The organism is Xanthomonas sp. 60 (genome assembly GCF_011761925.1).
The window spans coordinates 607,362-613,932 of the sequence record NZ_JAASQW010000003.1; the positions used below are offsets into that span (position 1 = coordinate 607,362).

At 70.4% G+C, this 6,571-nt stretch carries 5 protein-coding genes; 4 read left to right on the top strand and 1 reads right to left on the bottom strand.

The features are described 5' to 3' along the window. Positions 1 to 52 precede the first annotated feature (52 nt). From rsmB to FHY09_RS09625, 3 genes are all read left to right on the top strand, one after another. Entirely contained in the window at positions 53 to 1,327 is a 1,275-nt protein-coding gene (rsmB, locus tag FHY09_RS09615) for a 16S rRNA (cytosine(967)-C(5))-methyltransferase RsmB (protein ID WP_208407749.1), read from the top strand. 26 nt (positions 1,328 to 1,353) lie between these two features. Next, positions 1,354 to 3,075: an ArnT family glycosyltransferase gene (locus tag FHY09_RS09620; protein ID WP_166926541.1), complete on the top strand. Its 1,722-nt coding sequence runs from the start codon at positions 1,354 to 1,356 to the stop codon at positions 3,073 to 3,075. Positions 3,076 to 3,249: 174 nt separating this feature from the next. Then, positions 3,250 to 4,461 (top strand): O-antigen ligase family protein, encoded by a 1,212-nt coding sequence (locus FHY09_RS09625; protein WP_166926615.1) that lies wholly within the window; start codon positions 3,250 to 3,252, stop codon positions 4,459 to 4,461. On the opposite strand, the gene FHY09_RS09630 is transcribed toward FHY09_RS09625, so the two are convergent. Next, positions 4,434 to 5,276, bottom strand: a complete 843-nt coding sequence (locus tag FHY09_RS09630; protein ID WP_166926544.1) for a glycosyltransferase family 2 protein — start codon at positions 5,274 to 5,276, stop codon at positions 4,434 to 4,436. The genes FHY09_RS09625 and FHY09_RS09630 overlap by 28 nt on opposite strands. Here FHY09_RS09630 and FHY09_RS09635 point away from each other — a divergent pair. Continuing rightward, positions 5,275 to 6,333 (top strand): CDP-glycerol glycerophosphotransferase family protein, encoded by a 1,059-nt coding sequence (locus FHY09_RS09635; RefSeq protein WP_208407751.1) that lies wholly within the window; start codon positions 5,275 to 5,277, stop codon positions 6,331 to 6,333. The two genes, FHY09_RS09630 and FHY09_RS09635, sit on opposite strands and share 2 nt — an antisense overlap. Positions 6,334 to 6,571 lie beyond the last annotated feature (238 nt).

Sequence of the window (6,571 nt, forward strand, 5' to 3'; positions counted from 1 at the left end):
GAAGGAGAACGATCTGCAGCTGTCCAAGGCTGCCCCCGGCGCCGCCACGCGCATGCTGGCCGCGCGCGTGCTGGCCCAGGTATTCACCCGCGGACGCTCGCTGAAGGCCGAACTGGCCTGGGCGCTGCCCAAGCTCGCCGATACCCGCGACCGGGCGCTGCTGGAAGCGCTGTGCTTTTCGGTCCTGCGCCGTCGCAGCACCTATGACGCCGCGCTGGCCGCCTGGATGCAGAAGCCGCTGGCAGCGCGCGACGCCGACCTGCGCACGCTGCTGATGGTCGGCTTCGCGCAGCTTGATGCGCTCGAATTGCCCGCGCATGCGGCGTTGTCGGCCACGGTGGATGCCGCGCGTGGCCTCGGCCGCGATCGCCAGGCCGGGCTGGTCAACGCGATCCTGCGCCGCGCGCAGCGCGAAGGATTTCCGCCGCAGCCGCCGCGCGATGCCTTCCCGGCCTGGCTGGCCGAAGCCATCGAGCGTGACTGGCCGGAGCAGGCCGCAGGCATCTTCGCCGCCAGCCTGCAGCCGGCGCCGCTGTGGCTGCGGGTCAACCGCCAGCAGGGCGGCCGCGCGCAGATGCTGGCCGCGCTGGAGGCTGCGGGCATCGCCGCCGAAGGCACCGAGGTGTCTCCCGATGCGGTCCGGCTGGCCACGCCCGTTGCGGTGAACCAGCTGCCCGGCTTCAACGAAGGCGCCCTCTCCGTGCAGGACCTCTCGGCCCAGTGCGCGGCCGACGCGCTGGCACCGCCGGCCGGCGCACGCGTGCTGGATGCCTGCGCCGCGCCCGGCGGCAAGTCCGCGCACCTGCTGGAGCGCGATCCATCGCTGCGCCTGCTGGCGCTGGACATCGATGCGCGGCGCCTGGCCCGGGTCAAGGACACCTTCAACCGCACCGGCGTGGGCGAGCACGCGCAGCTCAAGGCCGCCGACGCGAGCGACCCCGGTGCGTGGTGGGACGGCGTCCCGTTCGATGCCATCCTGCTCGATGCGCCGTGCTCGGCCACCGGCATCATCCGCCGCCAGCCGGACGTGATGTTCCACCGCCGCGCCGATGACATCGCGACCCTGGTCGGCATCCAGGCGCGCCTGCTGGAAGCCTGCTGGAACATGCTGCGTCCTGGCGGCGTACTGGTGTATGCCACCTGCTCGATCCTGCGCGCCGAGAACGTGGACCAGGTGCAGGGCTTCCTGAAGTGGCATGCCGATGCGGAAGCGGATGCGCTCGGTGACGCATTTGGTACGGATTGTGAGGGCGTGGGGCGCCAGCGTCTGCCGGGTGGGCACGGGGGCGACGGATTTTTCTACGCGCGTCTGCTAAAAAGCGCCTGATTCCTTCTTTTTTCCTCGCGGTCCCCATGCTCAAGACACGCGCGTCCCGCGAAACCTGGCTTCTGATCGTGATGGCGCTGCTGGTCCTCGGCGCCGGGCTGGGCCTGCGCGACCCATGGCCATCGGACGAGCCGCGCTTTGCGCTGGTCGCCAAGCAGATGGTCGAAAGCGGGGACTGGCTGTTCCCGCACCGCGGACTGGAGCTGTATTCGGACAAGCCGCCCATGCTCATGTGGTGGCAGGCCACGTTGTACAGCCTGTTCGGCAACTGGCGGATCGCGTTCCTGCTGCCCTCGATGCTCGCCGCGCTGGGCACGCTGGCCTGCGTGCATGATCTCGGGCGCCGGCTGTGGACCCGCCGCGTCGGCCTCTATGCGGCCTGGGCGCTGCTGTTCGCGCTGCATTTCACGTTCCAGTCGAAGAAGGCGCAGATCGATCCCCTGATCGTGTTCTTCATCACTCTGGCCAACTACGGTCTGCTGCGCCACCTGCTGCTCGGGCCGGCCTGGCGCTGGTGGTGGCTGGGCTGGTTCGCCGCCGGGCTGGGCGTCATCACCAAGGGCGTGGGCGTGCTGGCGCTGCTGATGATCCTGCCGGCGGTGGTGGCCGCCGCCTGCGGTTGGCGCAGGGTCGCGCTGCATGCACGCTCGTGGAAGTTCTGGGTGGCGCCGCTGATGTTCCTGCTGGCCATCGCGCTGTGGCTGGTGCCGATGGTGGTCACGGCCCTTGCCACCGGCTCGGGCGAGTACCGGGCCTACATGAACGACATCCTGTTCCGGCAGACCGCCAAGCGCTATGCGCAGTCATGGGACCACCACCAGCCGTGGTGGTACTTCCTGGCGACCATGCCCTCGATGTGGCTGCCGGCGGTCCTGGTCGTGCCATGGGCGCTGCCGGCCTGGTGGCGGCGCCTGCGCCGGCGCGACCCGCGCTACCTCGTGCTGCTCGCCTGGTGGGCGCTGATCGTGCTGTTCTTCTCCATTCCGCACGGCAAGCGCGATGTGTACATCCTGCCCGCGCTGCCGATGTTCTGCCTGGCGCTGGGACCGCTGCTGCCGGGTCTTCTGCGCCGGCGCGACGTGCAATGGGTGCTGGCCGGCTTTGCCGCACTGCTGGTGGCGATCACGCTGTACCTGGGCATTGCCATGCTCACCGGGCAGCCGGGCTTCGAGGAACGGCTCATCGGCTCGCGCGGCATTGACCGCACCGTGACCGATTCACTGGCGTGGGCCGCCGTGGCGATGGGGGCGTGGGGGCTTGTGAGCCTGATTGGCTGGGGCCGCCGCCGCGCACACATCGCGGTGATCTCCACACTGACCGGTATCTGGCTGCTGTACAGCCTGGTCGGCTATCCGCTGTTGAATGATTCGAGCTCGGCCCGTGGCCTGATGCAGGCGGTGGGCAAGCGGATCGGCGCGGACGAGGAACTGGCCCTGGTAGCCTGGAAAGAGCAGAACCTGCTGATGGCCGACCGCCCGGCGGTGACCTTCGGTTTCCAGGTGAAATGGGGCGTCCAGCTGCGCGATGCGGTCGCCTGGCAGGCCCAGGCGCCCGAGCGCCGCTGGCTGCTGGTGCAGGAACCGGCCGTGCTGGGCTGCATCGACCGCACGCAGGCCGAACTGGCAGGCATCGCCAACCGTCGCCGCTGGTGGCTGGTGCCGGCGAAGGCGGTCATCGGGCCCTGCGTGCCAAGCGCGGCCGAGCTGGCGCTGGAGAAGAAACTGCACGCGCGCGATGCCGACGACTGACGCCGACGCGTTACGCCGGCGACGGACAGGCCCGGTTATGCTTGCCGCCCACAGAATCCGCCGTCTGCCCCGACCTCAGCCCCCGCGCCCGTGACCGCCCCCGATCCTTCCTTCGCCACCCGCGTTGCCGTGCTGCCACTCCCGGGAGGCACGCGTGGCCGCGTCGCGCGCGGGATGGGCCAGGTCGGGCTGGTGTGTCTTGCCGCGCTGACCATTACGGCGCCGGCCAACCTGCTGCCGTTCGGTGTCCTGCTGCTGCTGAGCACCCTGCTGGTGCCGGACTTGCTGTGGCGGGCACGCCCGGAGGCCGGCCGCGCCGCCAGCGTGCTGGGTTGGCTGACCGTGGTGGTGATCGCCGCCGCGGTCGCTTCGGTGCTGTATTTCGACCATGGCCTGCGTGATGTGGACAACCGCTCGCGCCTGGTGGTGATGCCCTGGATCGCGCTGTGGGTGTGTGCGCTGCGCCTGCAGGGGCGTTGGCTGTGGGGCGGTGCGCTGGCCGGGCTGCTTGCGGTGTTCGTACTGTCACTGGTCCAGGTCCTTGGCGGCGCGCCGCGCGCGGACCTGCACACCAATGCGATCGTGCTGGCCGATATCGTGGTCATGCTGATGGTGGTGCTGCTGTTCTGCCGTCCTTCCGGGCGCGCGGCATGGGCGGCGGTCATCGCCGGCGTCTGCGCCGGTGCCGCCACCATCGTGCTGACCGGCAGCCGCGGCGTGTTCATCGCCCTGCTCGCGGTGGTGCTGGCGCTGGTCTTCAGCGTGCGCTGGGGCAGCCTGCGGCTGCGCATGGGCCTGCTGGTGCTGCTGCTGGCTGGCGGCGCCGGCGCCGTGCTGGCCATGCCCGAGCTGCGTCACCAGATGCGCCTGACCGAGCTGCAGAGCGATGTGCAGCGCATGGAGCGCGGAGATACGGATTCGTCCGCCGGCGCCCGCGTGGAGCGCCTGCAGGTGGCCTGGGAAACCTTCACCGAGCATCCGCTCACGGGGGTGGGGATCGGGCACTTCGACGACGCCATGCAGCGCCTGCCGATGTGCCGGGAGGATCCGGCCGAGCAGCGCTGCCATCTGGGCCATGCACACAACGATATCGCCGAATGGGCGGCCACGCAGGGTGCGCCGGGCGTGCTGCTGCTGCTGGCGGTCTATGGCGTGCCGGCGGCGCTGTTCCTGTGGCTGCACCGGCGCAGCGGCCGTGCCACCTTCCGCGGTCCGGCCGCTGCCGGTCTGCTGATCGTGCTGTGCTACGTGCTGTGCGGCTTGACCCAGTCCATGTTCGCGCACCAGATCACGGCCAGCTTCTACGCCTCCATCGTCGGCGCGCTGGCCGGCCTGTCACGGCTGGACGGGCTGCGCCATCAACGCGTCGCGTCGCGGCCCGGCTGATCCGTCGGCAGGTCCAGCGGTGGATCGGCCACCGGCTGGCCGTGCTGGAGCATCCACAGCATGATGGTCTTCTGGCGGACGTAGTTGGCGCGCACGTAGGCGTACACCAGCCCGTGCCAGCCATCGCGGAAGCCGCCGCGCAGCAGCAGGCCCCGCCAGAACCGCCAGGCCGGCGCCAGCACCAGCTTGGCCAGGGTGGCCCGCTTGCCGCGGCTGTATTCGTGCTCGGCCATCATCCTGGCGTACTTTTCGGTCTTCGCCAGCTGCTGCTGCAGTGAGCGGTAGGGGTAGTGGATGAGGTCACCGCGCAGGGTGCCCACGGGGCCATCGATGCTGGCCGCTTCGTGGATCTCGCGCTTGCCGCGCCAGCCGCCGTGGCGACGATCGAACAGGCGCAGCACGCGGTCGGGATAGGCGTTGCCGTGGCGCAGGAAACGGCCGAAGTACTCTGAAAGCCGCGCGAAGCGGTAGCCGTGGTGGCCGCTGAATCCCCCATCCCGCGCCGCTTCGATGGCCGCGCGCAGCTCGGGGCTGACCCGTTCGTCGGCATCCAGGCACAGTACCCAGTCATGCGTGGCCTGTTCCACGCAGAACGCTTTCTGGCTGCGGAAGCCCTCGAACCGGCGCTGGAGCACGCGTGCGCCGGCGGCCTCGGCCAGGGCGACGGTGGCATCGCTGGAATGCGAATCCACCACCACGATCTCATCGCAGAATGCCAGCGAAGCCAGGCAGTCGCCGATGCGTCCGGCCTCGTTGAACGCGATAATGCAGGCCGAGATGCGAGGCCGTTCGGTGTGGACGGTCGTGGAGGACATGATGGCCGGGTACCTGTTGTTTGCGACGGAGCGCTATGCGCTTCCTATTCTCGCCCCGTTGGCGCAGGCGTTGCACGCATCCGGTCATTCGGTGGCGGCGTGGTTTGAAGGTGGCGCGGCGGGTAGTGAACTACCGGGCGTCCGCACCGTCGGCCTGCGCGAGGCGCTGGCGATGCGTCCGCAGGCGGTGCTCAGCGCCGCCAACTGGGTGCCGACGTTCCTGTCCGGGGCGAAGGTGCAGGTGTTCCATGGCTTCAACGTGCAGAAGCGCGACAGTGCGCGTGGGCATTTCCGCGTGCGTGGCATGTTCGATCTGTACTGCACGCAGGGGCCGGCCACCACCGGGCCGTTCCAGGCCATGGCGGCGCAGCAGGGACATTTCGCGGTGGTGGAGACGGGCTGGCCGAAGCTGGATCCGCTGTTCCGCGATGACGATGGCCAGAGCGCTGCGCTGCGTGCGCCGGCGCAGGGCCGGCCGGTGGTCTTGTTTGGTTCCACGTTCACCGAGCGCCTGAGTGCGGCGCCGCATCTGCTGGAGCCGATCGCGGCGGACATCGCGGCGGGCGGGCGGTACTGGCTGCTCACGCTGCACCCGAAGTGCGCGCCGGCGCTGTTCGAGCGTTATCGCGCGCTGGCCGGTGCAAATGCGCGGTTCGTGGAGCCCGAGCAGGTGATGGCGGCGCAGCGGGCGGCGGACGTGCTGGTTTCGGATACGTCGTCGATCGTTTCGGAGTTCATCGTGCAGCACAAGCCGGTGGTGACGTTCCGCAACCGTGTGCCGCAGCCGCACATGATCGATTTCGATGATCCGCAGGCGCTGCCGGCGATGCTGCAGCGCGCGCTGCATCCGGAGCCTGCGCTGCAGGCGGAGATTGCGCGGTATGCGGGGACGATCCATCCGTTCCGCGATGGGCGTTCGAGTGAGCGGGTGATCGCGGCGACGGAGGATTTCCTGGCGGGGCGGTTGGGTACGCTGCGGCGCAAGCCGCTGGGGAGTGTGGTTCGTAATCTGCAGATACGGCGCGATCTGGGGTATTGGGGCCGCGCGCTGCGGTGAGGGGTGAGGATGCCGGGCCTGCGGCCCGGCGGCCCGCTTTGAGCGGGGCGACAGCAACAGCAACAGCGACAGCAACAGCAGAGGCGTCGGCTGGGTGTTGATGCGAGGGGGGCGGGTCGGGGGGGGGGGGGGGGGGGGGGGGGGGGGGGGGGGGGGGGGGGGGGGCGGGGGGGGGCGGGGGGGGGGCCCCCCCCCCCCCCCCCCCCCCCCCCCCCCCCCCCCGGCCCCCCCCGGGCCG